Origin of the sequence: Streptomyces sp. NPDC096136 (genome assembly GCF_044763325.1) — a bacterium.
GTDB lineage: Bacteria > Actinomycetota > Actinomycetes > Streptomycetales > Streptomycetaceae > Streptomyces.
The window spans coordinates 189,790-209,873 of sequence record NZ_JBIWFZ010000010.1 but is presented as its reverse complement, the minus strand read 5'-3'; the positions used below and the strand labels follow the sequence as shown (position 1 = coordinate 209,873).

At 73.7% G+C, this 20,084-nt stretch carries 17 protein-coding genes; 9 read left to right on the top strand and 8 right to left on the bottom strand.

What is annotated here, in order from left to right:
• Positions 1-2 precede the first annotated feature (2 nt).
• On the bottom strand, positions 3-1,157 hold the full coding sequence (locus ACIRBY_RS22235) for an acyl-CoA dehydrogenase family protein (protein ID WP_403902736.1): 1,155 nt from the start codon (positions 1,155-1,157) through the stop codon (positions 3-5).
• Positions 1,157-2,359, bottom strand: coding sequence for an amidohydrolase family protein (locus tag ACIRBY_RS22230; protein WP_403902733.1), 1,203 nt, complete (start codon positions 2,357-2,359; stop codon positions 1,157-1,159). The genes ACIRBY_RS22235 and ACIRBY_RS22230 overlap by 1 nt, the downstream gene beginning before the upstream one ends.
• Before the next feature lie 145 nt (positions 2,360-2,504).
• Here ACIRBY_RS22230 and ACIRBY_RS22225 point away from each other — a divergent pair, with 145 nt between their 5' ends.
• The 3 genes from ACIRBY_RS22225 to ACIRBY_RS22215 all read left to right on the top strand — a co-directional run bounded on the left by ACIRBY_RS22225 (position 2,505) and on the right by ACIRBY_RS22215 (position 6,313).
• Positions 2,505-4,103, top strand: a complete 1,599-nt coding sequence (locus tag ACIRBY_RS22225; protein ID WP_403902730.1) for an AMP-binding protein — start codon at positions 2,505-2,507, stop codon at positions 4,101-4,103.
• Positions 4,104-4,389: 286 nt separating this feature from the next.
• Entirely contained in the window at positions 4,390-4,668 is a 279-nt protein-coding gene (locus ACIRBY_RS22220; protein ID WP_403902727.1) for a hypothetical protein, read from the top strand.
• Positions 4,669-4,858: 190 nt separating this feature from the next.
• Entirely contained in the window at positions 4,859-6,313 is a 1,455-nt protein-coding gene (locus tag ACIRBY_RS22215; RefSeq protein ID WP_403902725.1) for a CHAP domain-containing protein, read from the top strand.
• Positions 6,314-6,385: 72 nt separating this feature from the next.
• Here ACIRBY_RS22215 and ACIRBY_RS22210 read toward each other — a convergent pair whose 3' ends face one another.
• Positions 6,386-7,609: a maleylpyruvate isomerase N-terminal domain-containing protein gene (locus ACIRBY_RS22210; RefSeq protein WP_403902723.1), complete on the bottom strand. Its 1,224-nt coding sequence runs from the start codon at positions 7,607-7,609 to the stop codon at positions 6,386-6,388.
• On the bottom strand, positions 7,606-8,184 hold the full coding sequence (locus ACIRBY_RS22205) for a sigma-70 family RNA polymerase sigma factor (protein WP_042816979.1): 579 nt from the start codon (positions 8,182-8,184) through the stop codon (positions 7,606-7,608). Before ACIRBY_RS22205 ends, ACIRBY_RS22210 begins: the two co-directional genes overlap by 4 nt.
• 288 nt (positions 8,185-8,472) lie before the next feature.
• On the opposite strand from ACIRBY_RS22205, the gene ACIRBY_RS22200 reads away from it, so the two are divergent.
• Positions 8,473-8,988, top strand: coding sequence for an EF-hand domain-containing protein (locus ACIRBY_RS22200; protein WP_403902720.1), 516 nt, complete (start codon positions 8,473-8,475; stop codon positions 8,986-8,988).
• A 55-nt stretch (positions 8,989-9,043) separates the two neighbouring features.
• Here ACIRBY_RS22200 and purU read toward each other — a convergent pair whose 3' ends face one another.
• Complete coding sequence (gene purU / locus ACIRBY_RS22195) at positions 9,044-9,922, bottom strand: formyltetrahydrofolate deformylase (protein WP_403902718.1); 879 nt, start codon at positions 9,920-9,922, stop codon at positions 9,044-9,046.
• Positions 9,923-9,936: 14 nt separating this feature from the next.
• Positions 9,937-10,383 (bottom strand): hypothetical protein, encoded by a 447-nt coding sequence (locus tag ACIRBY_RS22190; protein ID WP_403902910.1) that lies wholly within the window; start codon positions 10,381-10,383, stop codon positions 9,937-9,939.
• 196 nt (positions 10,384-10,579) lie between these two features.
• Between ACIRBY_RS22190 and ACIRBY_RS22185 the strand changes: the two genes are divergently transcribed.
• A complete protein-coding gene (locus ACIRBY_RS22185) occupies positions 10,580-12,013 on the top strand; it encodes an ABC transporter substrate-binding protein (RefSeq protein ID WP_403902715.1) in 1,434 nt (477 codons plus the stop codon).
• A gap of 5 nt (positions 12,014-12,018) precedes the next feature.
• On the opposite strand, the gene ACIRBY_RS22180 is transcribed toward ACIRBY_RS22185, so the two are convergent.
• Positions 12,019-13,884: a hypothetical protein gene (locus tag ACIRBY_RS22180; protein WP_403902713.1), complete on the bottom strand. Its 1,866-nt coding sequence runs from the start codon at positions 13,882-13,884 to the stop codon at positions 12,019-12,021.
• Positions 13,885-13,976: 92 nt separating this feature from the next.
• Positions 13,977-15,359 carry a transcriptional regulator gene (locus tag ACIRBY_RS22175; protein WP_403902711.1) on the bottom strand — a complete coding sequence of 461 codons (1,383 nt, stop codon included), beginning with the start codon at positions 15,357-15,359 and terminating at the stop codon, positions 13,977-13,979.
• Positions 15,360-15,578: 219 nt separating this feature from the next.
• Here ACIRBY_RS22175 and ACIRBY_RS22170 point away from each other — a divergent pair, with 219 nt between their 5' ends.
• The 4 genes from ACIRBY_RS22170 (at position 15,579) to ACIRBY_RS22155 (ending at position 20,042) form a co-directional block, all read left to right on the top strand.
• Entirely contained in the window at positions 15,579-16,259 is a 681-nt protein-coding gene (locus ACIRBY_RS22170) for a bifunctional DNA primase/polymerase (protein WP_403902709.1), read from the top strand.
• A gap of 129 nt (positions 16,260-16,388) precedes the next feature.
• Positions 16,389-17,228: an ABC transporter ATP-binding protein gene (locus ACIRBY_RS22165; RefSeq protein ID WP_403902706.1), complete on the top strand. Its 840-nt coding sequence runs from the start codon at positions 16,389-16,391 to the stop codon at positions 17,226-17,228.
• Positions 17,225-18,871, top strand: a complete 1,647-nt coding sequence (locus ACIRBY_RS22160; RefSeq protein WP_403902704.1) for a transporter — start codon at positions 17,225-17,227, stop codon at positions 18,869-18,871. The genes ACIRBY_RS22165 and ACIRBY_RS22160 overlap by 4 nt, the downstream gene beginning before the upstream one ends.
• 103 nt (positions 18,872-18,974) lie before the next feature.
• Positions 18,975-20,042 (top strand): hypothetical protein, encoded by a 1,068-nt coding sequence (locus tag ACIRBY_RS22155; RefSeq protein ID WP_403902701.1) that lies wholly within the window; start codon positions 18,975-18,977, stop codon positions 20,040-20,042.
• Positions 20,043-20,084: the final 42 nt, after the last annotated feature.

Here is a 20,084-nt window from a genome sequence, read left to right as displayed (position 1 = left end):
GCTCACCGCCCCTTCGGCAGGCCGAGGATCCGCTCGGCGACGATGTTCCGCTGGATCTGCGAGGTCCCCGCCGCGATCGTGTACGAGAGCGACGAGAGCCGCTCCGCCGTCCACTCCTCCTCCAGGGACAGGGCGCCGGCCCCCAGCACCTCCGCCGCCGCGTCGTACAGCTCCTGGCGCGCGTGCGAGTACGCCAGCTTGAAGACGCTGCCCCCGACGCCGGGGACCCCGCCCGGGCCCTGAGCCTCGCTGACGTTCCACTGCGTGAGCCGCCACAGCGCGCCGAACTCCCCGTGGAGGCGGCCCAGCCGGCGCCGCAGCACGGGGTCGTCCCAGCGGCCGTTGGCCTTCGCCGCCCGCGCCAGCGCGCGCAGCGTCCGCCGGCAGGCGACGACCTCGCCGACGAAGGCGGTGCCCCGCTCGAAGGAGAGGGTCACCATCGTGACCCGCCAGCCGTCGTTCTCGGCGCCGACCCGGTTCGCCACCGGAACCCGCACCTCGTCCAGGAACACCTCCGCGAACTCGGCCGATCCGGCGAGGGTGCGCAGCGGCCGGACCGTGACCCCGGGCGCGTCCATCGGCATGGCCAGCCAGGAGATCCCCCGGTGCCGGGGCGCGGCCGGGTCGGTGCGCACCAGCAGCTCGCACCAGTCGGCGACCTCCGCGTGCGAGGTCCAGATCTTGGAGCCGGTGACCACGTACGCGTCACCGTCGCGCACCGCCCGCGTGCGCAGCGCCGCCAGGTCGGAGCCGGCGCCGGGCTCGCTGAATCCCTGGCACCACACCTCGTCCCCGCGCAGCACGGGCGGCAGCCAGCGCGCCCGCTGCTCCGCGGTGCCTTCGGCGGCGATCGTCGGTCCGGCGTGCAGCAGGCCGACGAAGTTCGCGCCGACGTAAGGGGCGCCGGCGCGCTCGGTCTCCTCCAGGAAGACCAGGTGCTGGGTCGGGGTGGCGCCGCGCCCGCCGGCGTCCACGGGCCAGTGCAGGCCCGCGTACCCGGCGTCGTACAGCCGGCGCTGCCAGCCCAGGTCGTAGGCGCGGCGGCCGGGCCAGTCGTCCGGCGAGGGCCTGGGCGGCAGTTCGGGCAGCGCCTTGGCGAGCCATTCCCGCAGCCGGGCCCGGAACTCCCGTTCCTCCTCCGAGTGGGCCAGGTCCATCAGCGGGCCTCGTCGGGGGTCAGGCCGAGCATGCGGATGGCGTTGCCGCGCATCAGCTTGTACACGGTCTCGTCGTCCAGGCCCGCCACGTGGTCGAGGGCGACCTCCTTGGTGTGCGGGAAGGTCGAGTCCACGTGCGGGTAGTCGGTCTCGAAGGTGGCGTTGTCGCGGCCGACGACGTCCAGCGAGGCGATGCCGTGCTTGTCGCGGAAGAAGCAGCAGTAGATCTGCCGGTAGTAGTACGTGGACGGCGGCTCGGGGATCAGGCCGCGGACCCCGCCCCAGGCGCGGTGCTCCCGCCAGACGTCGTCGGCGCGTTCCAGGGCGTACGGGATCCAGCCCATCTGCCCCTCGCTGTAGGCGAGCTTCAGCGCCGGGAACCTCACCAGGACCCCGCTGAAGAGGAAGTCCATCATCGAGGCCATGGCGTTGTTGAAGCTCAGCGAGGCCTGGACGGCGGGCGGGGCGTCGGGGGAGGCGGCGGGCATCTGCGACGAGGACCCGATGTGCATGTTGACGACCGTGCCGGTCTCCTGGCAGACGGCGAAGAAGGGGTCCCAGTAGCCGGAGTGGATGGACGGCAGACCCAGGTGTGTGGGGATCTCGGAGAAGGTCACGGCGCGCACGCCGCGGGCGGCGTTGCGGCGGATCTCGGCGACGGCGAGGTCGATGTCCCACAGCGGGATGATGCACAGCGGGATCAGCCGGCCGCCGCTGTCGCCGCACCACTCCTCGACCATCCAGTCGTTGTAGGCGCGCACGCAGGCGAGGGCGACTTCCTTGTCGTGGGCCTCGGCGAAGGTCTGCCCGCAGAAGCGGGGGAAGGTGGGGAAGCAGAGGGAGGCCTCGACGTGGTTGAGGTCCATGTCGAGGAGCCGGGCCTTGGGGTCCCAGCAGCCGCGGCGCATCTCCTCGCGGGTGATGCCCTCCAGCGTCATGTCGTCGCGGTCGAAGCCGACGGCGGCGATGTTGCGCTTGTACGGGAACTTCAGGTCCTCGTAGATCCACCAGTCGGTCGGCGGGCCGTCGGGGTCCATGGAGATCACGTACTTGCCGCCGGTGTACTCCAGCTCGCCGATGCCGGCGGTGAGGGACTTGGGACCGCGGTCGCGGTACTTCGCGGGCAGCCACACGTCGAACAGGTGGGCGGGCTCGATCACGTGGTCGTCGACGCTGATGATCCGAGGCAGTTCCAGTGCCATGTGCGCGCTCCCCAATCTGATGGATCGTCAGAAACAAGCTAGCCCCGCCACCCCTGGACCGACAAGCGCCGGCGCCTTACGCTCTGCCCTTGATCTGACTAACCGTCAGCTGGCCTCGGGCCGGCACGCCCAGGGGAGGTCCGCGATGACGACGACGGACGGCACGGCGACGGACGGCACGGCGACGCACGACGCGGCGAAGGCGGCCGCCACCGCACTGGGCCGCTCCCGCACCCTCTGGGAGCTGATCGCCCGCCGCGCCGCCCTCACCCCCGACGCCCCGGTGCTCATCGAGGCCGCCGAGGACCCCGCCGCCGACCGCACCCTCACCTTCGGCGCCCTGCGCGACCGCGCCGAACGCGTCGCCGCCGGCCTGTACGGCAGGGGCGTGCGCCCCGGCACCGTCGTCGCCTGGCAGCTCCCGACCCGCATCGAGACCGTCCTGCTGTCGGCCGCCCTCGCCCGCCTCGGGGCCGTCCAGTCGCCCGTGATCCCCTTCTACCGCGACCGCGAGGTCGCCTTCGCCCTGCGCGAGTCCGGGGCCGAGCACTTCGCCGTCCCCGGCACCTGGCGCGGCTTCGACCACACCGCGATGGCCGCCCGCCTCGGCGCGCGCGGCGTGTTCGAGGCGTACGCGGACCTCCCCGACGGCGACCCGGCCGTCCTGCCCCCGCCGCCCTCCGACGGGACCTCCGTCCGCTGGATCTACTGGACCTCCGGCACCACCTCCGACCCCAAGGGCGTCCTGCACACCGACCGCTCCCTGATCGCGGGCGGCTCCTGCCTCGCCCACGCCCTGTGCCTGACCCCGTCCGACGTCGGCTCGATGGCCTTCCCGTACGCCCACATAGCCGGCCCCGACTACACGGTGATGCTGCTGCTGTACGGGTTCCCCGCCGTCCTCTTCGAGAAGTTCGCGATGCCCGGCGCCCTGGACGGCTACCGCCGCCACGGGGTCACCATCGCCGGCGGCTCCACCGCGTTCTACTCCATGTTCCTCGCCGAACAGCGCAAGGACCCCGCCGAGCCCCTCATCCCGAGCCTGCGCCTGCTCGCGGGCGGCGGCGCCCCCAAGCCGCCGGAGGTCTACCACGCGGTGGTGCGCGAGCTGGGCTGCCAGCTCACCCACGGGTACGGCATGACCGAGGTACCGATGATCACCATGGGCTCCCCGGACGACACCCCCGAGAACCTCGCCACCACCGAGGGCCGCCCCCCGCAGGGCATGTCCATCCGCATCACCGCCCCCGACGGCACCCCGCTGCCCGCCGGCACGGACGGCGAGGTCCGGCTGCGCGGCGAGGCGGTCTGCCAGGGCTACCTCGGCCGGAAGGACACCGCGGGGGTCTTCGACGCCGACGGCTACCTGATCACCGGCGACCTCGGCCACCTCACCCCCTCCGGCCACCTGGTCCTCACCGGACGCAGCAAGGACGTGATCATCCGCAAGGGGGAGAACATCTCGGCGAAGGAGATCGAGGACCTCCTCCACCAGCTCCCCGCGGTCGGCGACGTCGCCGTCATCGGCCTCCCGGACGAGGAGCGCGGCGAACGCGTCTGCGCCGTGGTCGAGCAGCCGGCGGGCGCGGCCCCGCTGACCCTCCCCCAGGTGACGGCCTACCTCCGCTCCCAGGGCCTGTCCCCGTACAAGCTCCCCGAACAGCTGGAGCTGGTCGACGCCCTGCCGCGCAACGACGCCCTGCGCAAGGTCCTCAAGTACCGCCTGCGCGAGCGCTATTCCTGACCCCGCGGGGCCGCTGTCACCAAGGTGACTGACCTCTTGGTGCCGGGCGGATCCCCTTCCGCGCGGCTTGCGCGGGCAGCAGGATGGTGATCACCGGAACGGCGGCGGGAAAGGAACCCGAAGCCGGGGCCGCAGGGGCGGGACTCGCCCCCGACGCCCGGACGTCCGTCTTCCGGGTCCACCAGCACCAGCCGTCAGGGGGCACCGCCATGCCGAAAACCGCTCCGCTCCACCGCATCCACGCCTGCGCCGCCCGCGCTGGCGTCATCAGCTGGGACTGACCGTCATGCTCCTCGTCCGGCTGCCCCTCCTCAGCCACACCGGGGCACCGGGTACGGAGAACGGGGCGAGCCTCCTCCAGGACGCCCTGTGGGCCCACGCGGGCCCGGAGCACGCCCTCGAACACGTCCGGGTGCGCCCGCTGCCCACGGGCCTGAGCGTGGCCCTCTTCGTCCGCGCCGAGAACGAGGACCGGGCCCACGAGAAGGCGTACGACCTCCTCGTCTCCGTGCTCGGCACCGGCGCGGGCCGCGCCTACCGCCTGAGCCCGCAACTCGCCGGCTGATCCACCGCACCACCCCTTCCGCCGCCGTCCGCCGACCGCTGTTCCTGCAGGGCAGCCGTCCCACCGGCACCACGGTGCGCAGCCCCACCCCTTCCGGCCCCCGAACGGGCCCGCCCGCGGCTCTCCGCGGCGCCACCACACGTCCGCGCGCCCGACGCCCCGGGCCACCGCGCCCTCCTGGAGATCCCGCATGTCCTCGCGCCGCAACTCCCGCCTGCTCGCTTCCGCCCTGACCGCCTCCGTCGCCGCGCCGCTGCTGGCCACGGCGCTGCCCGCGGTCACGGCGCACGCCGAGTCCCAGACCGTCGCCTCGATCGCCCGCGGCCAGGTCGGGGGCACCTGCGGCGACTACAACTGCCAGTACCCCGGCGCCTGGTGCGCCGAGTTCACCCGCTGGGTGTGGAACAAGGCCGGCGCGAACACCTCCGGCATCAGCGCGGCAGCCGTCAGCATCTACCAGTACGGCAAGAACAAGGGCACCCTGCACGGCACGCCGCAGGTCGGCGACGCGGTCCTCTACGACAGGGACGGCAGCCTGAACGACGGGGACGCCGACCACGTCAACATCGTCGTCGCGGTCAGCGGCGACAGCATCCAGACCGTCGGCGGCAACGAGAGCGGCGGCGTGCGCTTCCGCGAGTGGTTCAACTGGAAGACGAACTCCAGCCCCGTCGGCGCGGGCCGCGCCCTGGCCTTCGTCGGCCCGGCCGGTCTGAGCGAGACCCCCACCGTCCCTGTGAGCCAGGGCGGCGACCTGTACCACGCCATCCGTGACGCCTCCGGCGGCTGGGCCTCCTTCCAGCCCCTGAACGGCGCCGACGGCGCGGCCTTCTTCAACGCCTCCGAGGAGTCCATCACGTCCACGCCGGACGGCTCGACCCAGACGCTGGCCACCGGCAAGGACGGCAACCTGTACCACACGGCCCGCTACCCGGACGGCACCTGGCAGGGCTGGAACCGCGTGGACGGGGCCAACGGCGCGCCGGCCTTCGCCGCGCAGGGCATGTCGATCGCCGGCATGCCGAACGGCGACGCCCAGACCATGGCCATCGGCAACAACGGCGGGATCTACCACAACGTCCGCTTCAAGGACGGCAGCTGGCAGGGCTGGAGCCGGCTCGGGGACTGGCAGGCCAAGAAGGTCGCCGCGACCGGCATGCCCGACGGATCCGTGCAGTCGCTGATCGTCGGCATGGACGGGAACGTCTACCACAACGTCCGCAAGACCGACGGCACCTGGCAGGGCTGGTACGCCACGGACGGCGCGAACGGCGCGCCCACCTTCGCCGCGAGCAGCATCGCCATCGCCGCCCTGCCCAACGGCGACGCCCAGCTCCTGGCCGTCGGCACCGACGGCAACACCTGGCACAACATCCGCAAGGCCGACGGCACCTGGCAGGGCTGGAGCCGCATGGACGGGGCCAACGGCGCCCCGACCTTCTCCGCGAGCAGCCTCGCCATCACCGGTCTGCCCAACGGCGACGCCCAGCTCCTCGCGGTCGGCACCGACGGCAAGGCCTGGCACGACATCCGCAAGGCCGACGGCACCTGGCAGGGCTGGAGGTCCACCGGCCAGGGCGCCCGCAAGGTCAGCCTGACCGGCACGCCCGACGGTGCCGCCCAGATGCTGGTCACCCGCGACTGAGCGGCCCCCACGGCCCTCCCGCACCCGTGCGCGGCTCCGGACCCCCGGAGCCGCGCACGGGTGCGCGCGTCCCTACAGCCGGCTCAGCGAGGCCGCCGCGAACAGGACGTCGCGGATCGCCTCGCGGTCGCCGGTCTGGCCGACCGCCGCCTCCTCCGGGGAGATGTGGCCGGCGGCCAGCTGGCAGAACTCCAGGCCGTCCAGCGCGACCTCCGCCACCGTGTGCTCCCGCGAGGGTTTCGCCGCCGGGGAGTCCAGGGCGATGTCCCAGCCGCCCCCGCCCGCGCCCTCGATCTCCAGGTGCAGGGTGCGCCCCGGAGCCCCCGCCGCGACCAGCCCGCGGGCCGGGGCCGCCAGGCCCGCGCGGCGGCGGCCGGCCAGGGCTTCGGGCAGCAGCCGGGCCGCGAGGTCGATCATGCGGTGCAGGTGCGGGCCGGACGGCGGCTCGTACGGGTAGTCCACCGCCTCCGCGATGTCCCAGGCGTGCACCCAGCACTCGAAGGCCCGCTCCAGGAACGCGTCGCCGAGCGGCAGCGCGAAGCCCCCGTAGTCCACGGCCAGCTCGGCCACGCCCCGGCCCGCGAAGGAGACGGTGCGGACCAGGGTGTGCCCCTGCTCCCGCCAGGGTTCGCGGACCTTCCGGCCCGCCGGGGCGGCGGAGTTCCAGAAGTGCTCGGTGCGGCCCGTGGGACCGGCCGCCGGTGCCTGCGGGCCGAGCGGGTCGTCCAGGCCCAGCGCGGTGGCCACCAGCCCGTCGACCGTGAGCAGGTGTCCGATCACGCCCGCCACCGTGGTGCGGTGGCTGCGCCGGCGCTCCTCCTCGAACCACTTGAGCCGCACCGGGGTGTCCCACTCCGACTCCCCGAAGTCCCGCAGCAGGGCGTCGAGCCGTGCGGTCTCGGTGTCGTACGGGGTCGCCCACACGGGTACGGGGATGCGCGCCGGGCGCTTGCCCAGGCAGTCCTCCAGCACCCGCGAGCGCAGCAGCGGCTTGAGGTCGAGGCTCTCCTCCGGGTGCAGCAGCCCGACCGCGTCGCGCAGCCGCAGGGCCTCCTCGGCGCAGGGCGCGCACTCGGTGAGGTGGTCCTCGACGGCCTGGGTCTCCTCGGCGGAGCAGGCGGCCAGCGCCCAGGCCCCGAGCAGGGACTTCAGTACGGCGTGCGTGGGCGGCGCGGCCGGCAGGACTTCGGGCGGTTCGAGGTCGTCACCGGCCGCGCGGGGACCCGGTATCCGCGTGGAAGCGCCCGCCGGGGGCTCGTACGCGTCGTCGGGGGTGTCATCGGTGGGTCCGGTCATCGGGTGGTTCCGTATCCGCGTGGGCCGTATCCGGGCGGGGCGGTGTCCTCCCTCGGGAGGACGTTGGCGGTCGACAGCAGCTGGAGCCCGAGCCGCAGCCGGCGCCGCGCCTCGTCCTCGCTGATCTGCAGGTCGGCGGCGGCCTGCCGGTAGTCGCGGCGCTTGAAGTACGCGAGTTCCAGGGCGGCCCGCAGCGGCGCGGGCATGGAGGTGACGATGTAGTCGGCGCGGGCGGCGGCGTTGGCGCTGCGCACCTTCTGTTCGAGTTCCTCGCGCGAGCCCCGGCCCAGTTCGGCCTGGCGCAGCCGGGCGACGGCCTGGCCCTGGGTGATCCGGGCGACCCAGGAGCGCATGGAGCCCTGCTTGGGGTCGTAGGCGTCGGGGTTCTCCCAGATGTAGCCGAAGACCTCGCGGGTGATGCGGTCCGCGGCCTTCTCGTCCCCGAGCACCCGGTGGGCGAGGCTGTGCACGAGCGAGGCGAAACGGTCGTAGAGCTCGCCGAGGGCAGCGGCCTCACCGCGGGCGAGACGCTGCTGCATGCGGCGGTCCCAGCGCGGTGGAACGTCCTTCGCCATGGTGCCTCCAGCCGTGTGTCGACCCGTCAAATGTAGTCGCCACCGGCTGGAGCGCGCCTGTTTTGGGGGAACCTCCCCCGCGAGCGCGACCCGCGTGCTACCCGGATCCGCCGTCCCCGCTGCGCACACGCGTACGCGCCCCGCCGCGCTCCCCGTGCGCGGGTTCGATGCGGCCACCTCGTCGACCGCTCCGCTTAACGCGCAGGCCATCGAGGGCTTACGCTCCTGCCTGTCTTGATCTGCACCTCAAGTGCACCCCATCGCACATGTGAAGGCGGAACGCCGCATATGGACAGCGCAGAGTACGAGCGCAAGATCGCCTCCCGATTCGCCACCTTCGACCAGGACGGATCCGGCTACATCGATCGCGAGGACTTCAGTACGGCCGCCCGGGCCGTACTGGCCGAATTCGGTGTGACCGCACGCTCGGACCGCGGCCAGGCCCTGTTCGCCGGCGCCGAGGCCTTCTGGCAGGGCATGGCCGGCATCGCGGACGTGGACGGGGACCAGCGGGTGTCCCGCGAGGAGTTCGTCACCGGGGCGGCGAAGCGGCTGCGGGACAACCCGCAGCGGTTCGCGGAGATCGCCCGGCCGTTCCTGGCGGCGGTGGTCGCGGTGGCGGACGAGGACGGCTCGGGCGCGACCCCGCGGACGGCGGCCCGCGTCCTGCGCGTCCTGGGCACCGCCCCGGACCTGGCGGCCCAGGTGGCCGCGGCCCTGGACGCGGACGGCGACGGCCGCATCGAGGAGCCCGAGATCCTCACCGCCTTCGCCGCCTACTGCGGCGTCGACCCGGACGCGTAGCGCCCGTGCCGGAAGGGCGGGGCGGGGCCGTGCGGCGCCGCCCCGCCCGGCCCGGCTACGCGAAGACGACGGTGCGGGAGCCGTTCAGCAGCACCCGGTGCTCGCTGTGCCACTTCACGGCACGCGCCAGCGCCTGGCACTCCACGTCGCGCCCGACCGCGACGAGCTGGTCCGGCGTGACCTCGTGCCCGACGCGCTCGACCTCCTGCTCGATGATCGGCCCCTCGTCGAGGTCGGCCGTCACGTAGTGCGCGGTCGCGCCGATCAGCTTCACACCGCGCGCGTGGGCCTGGTGGTAGGGCTTCGCGCCCTTGAAGCTCGGCAGGAAGGAGTGGTGGATGTTGATGATGCGCCCGCTCAGCTCCTTGCACAGGGTGTCCGACAGCACCTGCATGTAGCGGGCCAGGACGACGAGCTCGACGTTCTCCGCGCGCACCAGCTCCAGCAGCTGCGCCTCGGCGGCCGCCTTGGTGTCCTTCGTCACCGGGATGTGCACGAAGGGGATGTCGTACGAGCCGACCAGCTCGGCGAAGTCGGTGTGGTTCGAGACCACGGCCGCGATCTCCACCGGCAGCGCGCCGATGCTCGCCCGGAACAGCAGGTCGTTCAGGCAGTGGCCGAACTTCGAGACCATCAGCACGATCCGCATGCGCTCGTCGGAGCGGTGGATCTGCCAGTCCATCCGGAAGCTGTCGCCGATCGCCGCGAAGCTGGCGCGCAGCTTGTCCAGCGTGACCTCCGGCTCCGCCTCGAAGTGCACCCGCATGAAGAAGAGCCCGGTCTCCCGGTCTCCGAACTGCTGGCTGTCCACGATGTTGCAGCCGGTCATGAAGAGGTAACTCGACACGGCGTGGACGATGCCCTGCTTGTCGGGGCAGGAGACGGTCAGGACGTACTGGGGCAGGGGCCGGGCCCCGGGCTGCGGGTCGCTCATGACCCCATAGCCTTTCACACCGCGCGCGTGAGGATTTTCAGCACTTCCACCGAGGTGGGCGGCTCGTCGGGGTCCTCCCCGTCGGCGGTCGACATCCGTACGTGCGCCTCGCGCGACGCCCGCACGGCTTCGGGCCAGGCGGGGTCGTGGAGGTAGGCGGTCACGGGGGCGTCGGGGCCGACCTGGTGCAGGATCCGCAGGACCCGCAGCACCGCGAGGTCGACCAGGGCGGCCTCCTGCGCGTCGCGGAAGATCGTGCCTATGTACTTGTCGGCGGACCAGCTGTCGAGCCAGGTGTCCTCGACGAGGCGGTACACGGCGTCGGTGACGTCCCCGTACCCTTCGACGCCGGCGAGCCAGACCTCCTCCTGGAACGCGGGGTCGGAGAGCATGTGCAGCGCGGAGCGCACGTTGCTGCGCCAGCGCCACCACGGCATGTCGTTGAGGGGCATGCCGCCCATGGTGGAGGAGCGGCCGCCGCGGCGGGAAGAGTTCTTCGAACCTTGGGCGAATGTCACGCTTTCGATCGTACGTTCCCCACAAATGCGATCTTGACGCACCTATCCCCACCCCGCCCCCGGGCGTTCACCCGGGCGTCACCGGATGTTGTGTACACCTCAGCACCCAGTTACCCCTGTGGCGGAATGGTCGTGGGACATGACCAAAAACCGACGCGCTACCGCCCTGTCCCGCCTGCTCCTTGCCGCAGCGACGGGTGCGTGTCTCACCACGGCGTGTGGGGTGATCCCCGGGAGCTCGGGGGGCTCCGGGGACACCCTCACGGTCATGACCTTCGCTCCCATGGGAACCAAGGCCACCAACATGCCCGGCATGCCCGGCATGGCCAAGGCGTACGAACGCTGGATCAACGCCAACGGTGGCATCAAGGGCCGCAAGCTGCGCGTCCTGACCTGCAACGAGAAGAACACCGCGACCGGCGCGGCCGACTGCGCCCGCGAGGCCATCACGAAGAAGGTGGTGGCCGTCGTCGGCTCGTACAGCCAGTACGGGCGCGCCTTCATGGCCCCGCTGGAGGCCGAGGGCATCCCCTTCATCGGCGGCTACGGGGTCTCCCCGGAGGAGTTCCAGAGCACCCTGTCCTATCCCGTCAACGGCGGCCAGCCCGCGCTGCTCGCCGGCGCCGGCCACCAGCTCGGCAAGGCCTGCTCCCAGGTGTCCCTGGTCCGCCCGGACACCCTCGCCGGGGACACCCTGCCGGTGCTGCTGAACGCGGGGCTGAAGGCCAGTGGCACGCCGGAGGCCTCCGACATCCGGGCCGCCGAGGACGCCGCGGACCTGATGCCCCAGGCCCGCGAGGCCCTGGCCGACGCCGGTCCGGGCGGGGGCGGCACGGGCGGGGGCGGCACGGGCGGGGGCGGTGGCGGTACGAAGGAGACGGCGAGCCCGGCGCCCGCCGCCAAGGGCGACGGCACGTCCAAGGCCACCGCGAGCCCCGGCACCCCGGCTGCCGCCGGCACCACCGCCGCCCGGGGTACGTCGTCCAAGAGCTGCGTCACGGCCGTGCTCGGCGAGCGCACCGAGACCTTCTTCGACGCCTTCCGCCGCGCCGACTCCACCCTCCACCGCAACCCGCAGATCTCCTCCGTCCTCGGCAGCGTCAGCCAGGCCCTGGTCGACCGCACCGGCGGCAAGGAGAGCCCCTTCGAGGGCGCCTACGTCACCAGCTGGTACCCGGTGTCGACGGACCCGCTGTGGGCGCCGATGCGCAAGGTGATCAGCGACCAGGCCTTCGGCGACGACACCGTCGAGGCCGACGACAGCGGGGCCCAGACCACCTGGATCGCGTACACGGTCCTCAACCAGGTCGTCCAGAAGTTCAAGGCCGACGAGGAGGTCACGCCCCGCAAGCTGGCCCGGATGCTCAACCAGACCTCGGGCATCTCGACCGGCAACCTCACCCCGGAACTGAGCTGGCGCTACCAGGACATGCGGGCGGTGGCCGGCTTCCCGCGGCTGGTGAACGGCCGGGTCAGCTTCCAGGTCGTCCAGCAGGGCCGACTCGTCGCACAGCTCGGCGAGCAGGACGTGGACATGACCGCGACCCTGGAATCGGCCCCGCGCTCGGCCTGACCCCGCTACAGCTGGGTCTTGTCGCGCCGGGTGAGCCCGTACTTGGCGGCGATCGTGTTCCACATGATCGCCGCCGACTCCTTCGCCTTGGTGGCCTCGGCGCTCGACTTGTTGCCGTCGGCGGCGTCGTCGGTCGGCTTGGCCTTGCCGTCCTTGCAGCCGCCCTTGTCGTGGCCCGCGTCGTCCGCCCAGGCCGCGTAGCTGTTGTCCGCGTCCCCCGAGGCCTTCCACGCCTTGGTGAGCGCGGCCGTGAGGCGGGCGTGGTTGGGGAGCAGGTCCGTCTTGAGGTCCTGGAGGCGGGTGACCAGCTCCTCGCGCTGCCGGGCCGCGTCGCGCAGGTCCTGGGCCGCCTGGCCGAGGTTCTTGCAGTCCTTGATGTCGTCCACGGCCTTGATCACCGCGGTGCGGCTGTCGTTGGCGTCGGCGAGCAGGTTGTCGAGCTGGACGGCCTGCGGGCGCGCCGGGTCCACCGGCGCGGACCCGCCCGGGGCGTCGGCGGCCGCGGAGCCGCCGGCCGCCGGGGGCACCGAGACGGGGTCGTTGTTCTGCGCCTTGCCGTCGCTGAGCAGGGCGCCCACCCCGAGCCCGGCCACGGCCAGCCCGAAGACCGCGGCGGCGATCACCGCGGGCGGGATCCGGCGCGCGGGCGCGGGCGCCGGCGGGGGTGGGGGCGGGGCCTGGAACTGCTGCTGCGGGGCGGCGGCCTGCGCCGGGGGCCGGCGCGGACCGCGCCGCTGCGGCGGCGCGGGCGGCGGCGTCCGCCGCGCCACCGGCTCCGCGACGGGCGGCAGCTGCTGGGTGTGCCCGGCCCCCGGGTCGGCGCCGCCGTCCCGGAAGAGCCCGTCGAACCCCTCGGCCCCGCCGGCCGGACCGGCCGGGCCGGGCCCCGCGGGGACGGGCGGTATGTACTGCGTCGCGGCCTCGTCCACACCCCCGGCCGGACCGGCCGGCACCGGCGGGATGTACTGCGTCGCCGCGTCCGCCACACCGCCCGCCGGAACGGGAGGGATGTACTGCGTGGCGTCCTCACCCGTCCCACCGCCCGGCACCGGCGGGACGTACTGCGCGGCCGCGTCCGCCGCGCCGCCCGCCGGAACGGGAGGGATGTACTGCGTCGCCGCATCCGCCGCACCACCGGCCGGCACCGGCGGGATGTACTGCGTCGCCGCATCCGCCGCACCACCCGCGGGAACGGGAGGGATGTACTGGGTGGCGGCATCGGTGCCCGGCGCGGGCGCCAGTGACGGGACGACCTGTGTCTCGGCCCCGGCCATCATCACGCCGGGCACGACGGCCGGGGCGAACGGAGCCGCGGGGCCGCCGGCGCCCACCTGCGGCACGTACTGCGTGGCCGCGTCCGCCATCTGCGCGGCCGGGCCCGCCTGCACCGGCGGCACGTACGGCGGCGCGCCGCCGCCCACCTGCGGCACGGCCTGCGTCTCGGCCCCGGCCATCATGGCGCCGGGCCCGCCCGGACCCCCCGGAACCGGAGGGGCGAACGGAGCCGCGGGACCGCCGCCGCCCACCTGCGGCATGTACTGGGTGGCCTCGTACGGCGCGGCCGCGTCCGCCGCCTGCCCCGCCGGAGCGCCCGGCAGCGGCGGGTAGCCGTAGCCGTGCGGGGCGCCCGGCCCCTCGTATCCGGGGCCGGCGACATGACCCGCCTGCGGGTAGCCGTACGCCGGGCCGCCGGGCTCCGGCGGCGGGACGTAGGCGGGCTGCACCGGCCCGCCCTGCTGCCCGTACACCTGCTGCTGCGCCGCGCCCTGCGGGTCCTGCGCGGGCGGGAACCCGTACGCGGGCGCGGCCCACGCCTGCCCGGCCTGCGGCGTCCCGGGCTGGGGGACGCCCCCTTGTCCGTTCTCCGTCACCGGGACTCCCTCTCGCCTTCTCCGACGTCCGCGCTCCGTGGGGGAACCCGCGCAGCCGTCGGGTCACGCTACCCGGTCCCGGCGTGTCGACGTCAGGCCACCTGGACCTCCAGCCTCGCTCCGAACTCCCTCACCGCCGCTTCGTCCCGGTACGGTTCCAGCCGCGTCCGGAAGTCCTCCAGGTACTCCGCGCCCCGCCGCGAGCGCAGGGATCCCAGCAGGTCAGCGGCCTTCGCGGCGGTCTGGCAGGCCTGCTCCACCTCCCGCTGCTGCACCTGCGCCGCGGCCAGCAGCAGCAGGCCGATCGCCCGTCGGCGGGCCTTCGTCACAGGGAGCCCCCGCAGCGCCTCCTCCGCCCGCCGGCCCGCCGCATCGGCCTGGCCGAGGTCGCGGTGGCAGTGCGCGAGCTCGTCCGCCAGGTAGGCCTGGTCGAAGTGGCGGATCCACACCGGGTCGTCGCCCGACTCCGGCTCGGCCCGCTCCAGCGCCGTGACCGCCCGGCCCGACAGCACCGCCGCGGAGCGGGCGTCGCCGAGCAGCGCGTGCCCGCGCGCCTCGGCCGCGTAGAACATCGCCTCGACCCTCGGGGTGACCTGTCCGCGCGTGCCCTCCTGCGCGGCCCGCGCCAGCTGCGCGATCTCTCTCGGGTTGCCCAGTTCGGCCGCGAGGTGGCTCATCGACGCGGCCAGGACGTAGCCCCCGTAGGCGCGGTCGCCCGCCGCCTGTGCCAGGCGCAGCGCCTGGATGTAGTAGCGCTGGGCGAGGCCCGGCTGGCCCGTGTCCACCGCCATGTACCCGGCGAGTTCGGTGAGCCGCGCCACCGCCGCGAACAGGGCCCGCCCGACCGGTTCCCGGTACGAGCCGCCGATCAGCCCGGAGACCACGGAGTTGAGGTAGTGCACGACGACGGGACGGACGTGCCCGCTGCCGAAGCGGTGGTCGAGGTCGGTCAGCGCCCCGGTGGTGGCCCGGACGGCCTCCACGTCGGACATCCCGACGCGCGAGCCGCCGTTGCGCGCCACCTGCGGGTCGGCCCCGGTGATCAGCCAGTCGCGGCTGGGCTCGACGAGCGCGGAGGCGGCCACGCTCGACCCGGAGAGGAAGTCGCGGCGGCCGACGTCGCTGCGCCACAGCTCGCAGACCTGCTCGATGGCGCCGACGACGGTCGGGGAGAACTGCAGGCCGACCCCGGAGGCGAGGTTCTTGCCGTTGGCCATGCCGATCTCGTCGATGGTGACGGTCCGGCCGAGTTTGCGCCCCAGCGCCTCGGCGATGATGCCGGGCGCCCGGCCGCGCGGCTGCTGGCCGCGCAGCCAGCGGGCCACGGAGGTCTTGTCGTAGCGGAGATCGAGGCCGTGCTCGGCCCCGCACATGTTGACGCGCCGGGCGAGCCCGGCATTGGAGCACCCGGCTTCCTGGATGAGCGCCTGCAGCCGTTCGTTGGGCTGGCGGGCGACGAGAGGCCTGGCTGCCATGAAAACCCCCTGAGACGCGGGTGATCGTTGGAATGATCACTTCCCGCCTGAAGTGCGGAGAATCTTCCTCTCTGCGACGTGTCGTTACCCATCGGCCGCGCCCCGGCCTCCCGCGCGCCCCCGCGCATGCACCCGTGCGCCCCGCGTGCAGGATCGATGCAGCGCCGACCGGCGCGTTTATCCCCGTAACCCCCTGTGACCCCGGGAGTTGTGCTGGGCGTGGAAGAGACCATCGGAGTCACGGAGACCGCACCCATCCCCCAGCAGCGCGGCGAGCTGCTGCTCGACCATGCCGTGCGGTACGTGGAAGAGCGGCACTGGGACGTCTTCGCCGGTACGTGGCTGGAGTTCGGCGACGGCCGGGAACTGTGCTCCTGCGGGGTCGCCGACTGCCCGGCGCCCGGGGCCCACCCGGCCGTGAAGGACTGGCGCTCCCTGGCCTCGGGCAGCGCCGTCGGTGTGCGGCGGATCTGGGGCAAGCACCCGGGCGCGTCGATCCTGTTGCCCACGGGCCGCACCTTCGACGTCCTGGACGTGCCGGACTCCGCCGGCTTCCTCGCGCTGGCCCGGCTGGAGCGGATGCAGCGCACGCTCGGCCCGGTCACCCTCACCCCCGACCACCGGATGCTGTTCTTCGTGCTGCCGGGTGCCGGCACGAAGGTCCCGGACCTGGTGCGCAAGCTCGGCTGGCTGCCGCACGCCATCGACCTGACCACGCGCGGCGAGGGCGAGTACGTGGCGGCGCCGCCGACCCGCTACGGCGGCAGGGGCCCGGTGCAGTGGGCCCGCAAGCCCACCCCGGCGAACCGGTGGCTGCCGGACGCCGAGGAGCTGATCGACGCCCTCGCCTACGCCTGCGGCAGCGAGGCGGCCGCGGCCCGGGGCCGCCGCCCGGCGTAGCGCGGACCCGCCCCTCTGATCTGACATACGTGTCCGGAGGTTCATGACATTCGTAACTGCTGCGGCCTCTCCCCTTCCTCCTATGGTGAGGAAAGTACGACCACGGGGATGAGAACGAGAGGCAGGCGCATGCCGGACCAGGGTTATGCGGCAGCAGGCGGTAGCGGTGACGGCGGGACGGGTGGCGCGCGACCCGCGTCGGCAGTGGCGGCCGTACGGATAGAAGGACTGTGGAAGCGCTTCGGCGACCAGGTGGCCGTCGGGGGGATCGACCTGGAGCTGCCGGCCGGCCGCTTCATCGGCCTCGTCGGCCCGAACGGCGCCGGCAAGACCACCACGCTGTCGATGGTGACCGGGCTGCTGCGCCCGGACATGGGCCGGGTCACGGTCGCCGGCCACGACGTGTGGGCCGACCCGGTCGAGGTGAAGAAGCGCATCGGCGTGCTGCCCGAGGGCCTGCGCATGTTCGAGCGCCTCTCGGGCCGTGAGCTCCTCGGGTACATGGGCCGCATGCGCGGGCTGCCGGGCGAGGAGACCGACAAGCGGGCCACGCAGCTGCTGGACGTCCTCGACCTCGCGGGCTCGCAGCACAAGCTGGTCGTCGACTACTCGACGGGCATGCGCAAGAAGATCGGCCTGGCGGCCGCGCTGCTGCACAACCCCGAGGTCCTCTTCCTGGACGAGCCGTTCGAGGGCGTCGACCCGGTGTCGGCGCAGACCATCCGCGGGGTGCTGGAACGTTACACCGCGTCCGGCGCCACCGTCGTCTTCTCCTCCCACGTGATGGAGCTCGTCGAGTCGCTGTGCGACTGGGTGGCCGTCATGGCGGGCGGGCAGATCCGCGCCGCCGGCCCGCTGGCCGCCGTACGGGGCTCCGCGCCCTCCCTGCAGAACGCCTTCCTCGAACTCGTCGGCGCCCGCGACCACGCCGCCGGCGACTCCCTCGACTGGCTCGGCGGCGCCCGATGAGCACCGCCACCGCACCCGGCACCGCGGCCGCAACCGGCACTACGGCCGCGCCCGCCGTACCGCTCGCCGCGCTCTTCGTCCGCCTCAAGCTCTCGCTGATGCGCAACGGCCTGAAGGGCTCCTCGAAGCGCAAGGCCGCCTGGATCTCCAGCCTGGTCCTCTCGCTGCTCGTCTCCGCCTTCGCCACCCTCGGCCTGGCGATGCTGCGCGGCCACACCCACGCGGGCACGGTCGTCGTCCTGATGGGCGCGATCCTCGCGCTGTCCTGGACCGTGATGCCGCTGTTCTTCCCCACCGGCGACGAGACCCTCGACCCGAGCCGGCTGGTGATGCTGCCGCTGCGCCCGCGTCCGCTCGTACGGGCCCTGCTGGCCTCCTCGCTGGTCGGCATGGGCCCGCTGTTCACGCTCTGCCTGGCCATCGGCTCGGTGGCCGCGGTGGCGCACGGCGCGGCGGGCGTCGTGGCGGCCGTACTGGGCGCCCCGCTGCTGCTCCTGGGCTGCGTGGCGCTCGCCCGGGCCGTGGCCACGGCGAACGTCCGGCTGCTGACCAGCCGCAAGGGCCGCGACCTCGCCGTCCTCAGCGGACTCCTGATCGCGATCGGCGCCCAGGTGGCCAACTTCGCCGGCCAGCGCCTGTTCCAGCAGGGCGGGCTGTCGGCGCTGGAGCCGGTCGAGGCCGTCGTGCGCTGGCTGCCGCCGGCGACGGCGGTCGGCATGGTGGACTCGGCGGGCAGGGGCGCCTACGCCGAGGCCGCGGCCCAGCTGGCCCTCACCCTGGCCGCCCTCGCCGGCGTCCTGTGGTTCTGGGAGCGCAGCCTGACCAAGCTGATGGTCAGCCCCGACGGCTCGACCCTCGCGGCCGCCGCGCCGGAGAAGGACCGCGGCACCGGCGGCGCCTGGTCCTTCCTCCCCGACGGCCGCACGGGCGCGGCGGTGCAGCGCGCCCTGCGCTACGCCGTGCGCGACCCGAAGACCAAGTCGGCCTGGGTGTCGGCGCTGGCGATCGGCCTGATCATCCCCGTCTTCAACGCCCTCCAGGGCTCGGGCTCCGTCTACCTCGCCTGCTTCGGCGCGGGCATGCTCGGCATGCAGACGTACAACCAGTTCGGGCAGGACACCTCCGCCTTCTGGATGGTCGCCCAGACCATCTCCTCCCCGCGCGACGCGTACGTGGAACTGCGCGCCCGTGCCGGTGCGCTGGCCCTGGTCACCGTCCCGTACACCGTGCTCGTCACGAGCGTGACGGCCGCGCTGGTCGGCGACTGGGCGCAGTTCCCGGCCGCCCTGGGCCTGGGTCTGGGCCTGCTGGGCGCGATGCTGTGCACGGGTGCGCTGGCCTCGGCGCGCTTCCCGTACTCCATCCCGACGGACGGCGCCTTCAAGAACGTGGCCCCGGGGCAGGCGGGCCTGGCCTGGATGGGCATCTTCGGCGGCATGTTCGCCTCGGCGGTGATCTCCGCCCCGGTGATCGTCATGGCGGTCTTCGTCAGCCTGTCGGACGACCCCGGCTCCCTGGCCTGGCTGACCCTGCCGGTCGGCGTCGTCTGGGGCGCCCTGGCCGCCTGGGCGGGGCTGCGCCTGGCGGCCCCGATGGTCTCCCGCAAGCTCCCGGAGATCCTGGCGGCGGTCAGCAAGGGCTGACCCCCGCCCCTCCTCCCGCAGGGGGCGGCAGGCCACCGGCCCGCCGCCCCCTGCGGCGTTCCCGGGCGGCCCCGGTGTCAGTGGGGGGCGTTAGCTTCGGGTCATGTCGATCAACGCACGACTGCGCGACTCGGCGTTCCTGCCGGGTGGGAACGCACTGGTCAACGGATTCGCCTTCGAGAGCCGCAGCGGCGGCGCGCGGCGGGCGCTAATGAGGAACGGGCAGGAGCTGGAGGTCTTCGACCTCGAAGAGCTGTTCGCCGGGGAGCGGGCGCCGGGCGCCGTCTTCCCGCTGCCGTGGCCGGGCTGGGAGTGGGGGGTCCATTCCGTGAGCCCCGACGGGTCGTTCGCGGTGTTCTCCGGGCAGCGCGCCGTCCGGGCCGTGGGCGCGGGCGGGGAGCCGCTCTGGGAGTACCGGCACGCCTGCTGGGGTCCGGAGCTGGGCCATCCGCACAGCGGGGACGAGCAGGAGGTGTGCCGGGGGTCGGAGCACGGTTCCTGCCGGGTCTCGGACGACGGCCGGCTGGTCTGGGCGCATGTGGTGACCGGGGACGGGGAGGACGACTGGCAGGAGCTCTGGGTCGTCCTGGACGCGAAGGACGGGCGGGAGCTGGCCCGGCTGCCGCTGGACAGCGCGGCGGAGGGCTCGCACCACCTCTCCCACCCGGACGGGATCCACATGGGCCTGTCGATCGGGATGGGCCAGGACGGCATCCTGCTGCACTGGGCGCGCTGGGACGGCGAGCGGCTGACCGAGTGGGACCTCAACGAGAACCTGGACCGGATCCTGATCGACGTCCACCCGGGGCACGCGGGCTACCTCACCGTCGAGCACTACGGATCGGACCTGGAGCTGCACGCCCTGGACGGCGACGTCCTCGCCTCGGCGGAACCGGAGGACGCCGCCGCCGAGGCTCCGGCGAGCTGGGACTACGGCTGCGGCTTCGTCGACGCCGGCACGGTCATCGCCTCGGTCCCGGACGACGAGGAGTTCCCCGACCTGGCCGGCCACTGGCTCCTCGACGCCCGGACCCTGCGGAAGCGGGGGCGCGTCTCCTATCCCGCCGGCGCCCCGGCCCCGCGGCACCTGCTGCCGCTCGGCGACGGCACCTGGCTGACCTGGGACGGCGGTGCGCAGACCCTCAACCGATGGGCCGAGTCCGCGGGTTGAGCGCGGGTGGGTAGGGTGGGGAGCTTCGGGCGGCGGTGGCCC